The organism is Rhizobium sullae, from assembly GCF_900169785.1.
Lineage (GTDB): Bacteria > Pseudomonadota > Alphaproteobacteria > Rhizobiales > Rhizobiaceae > Rhizobium > Rhizobium sullae.
On the sequence record NZ_FWER01000220.1, the window covers coordinates 1 to 304 of the forward strand.

1 protein-coding gene is annotated in these 304 nt (G+C 66.1%); it reads left to right on the plus strand.

Translation table 11 applies throughout. The annotated features are described in order from the left end of the window. Positions 1-304, plus strand: a 304-nt coding sequence (locus BN1800_RS39860; RefSeq protein WP_179214045.1) for a multicopper oxidase domain-containing protein, incomplete at both ends; no start/stop codon positions are given.

Genomic DNA, 304 nt, shown 5'->3' on the forward strand with positions numbered 1-304 from the left:
GCCTGGACAAAGACATCGGCGATGGGTCTGCCCGACGCCCCGACAATGGCATCGGCCGACATGCAGCCGCCGCTCCACCCGGCCTCGGGTCCGGACTACCAGCCGGTGGTCACCCTCAACGGCTGGACCCTGCCTCACCGGATGAACAACGGCGTCAAGGAGTTCCACCTCGTCGCCGAACCGGTCGAGCGCGAGATGGCCGACGGCATGACCGCATATTTATGGGGTTACAACGGACAGTCGCCCGGCCCGACGATCGAGGCCGTCGAAGGCGACCGCGTCCGCATCTTCGTCACCAACAAGC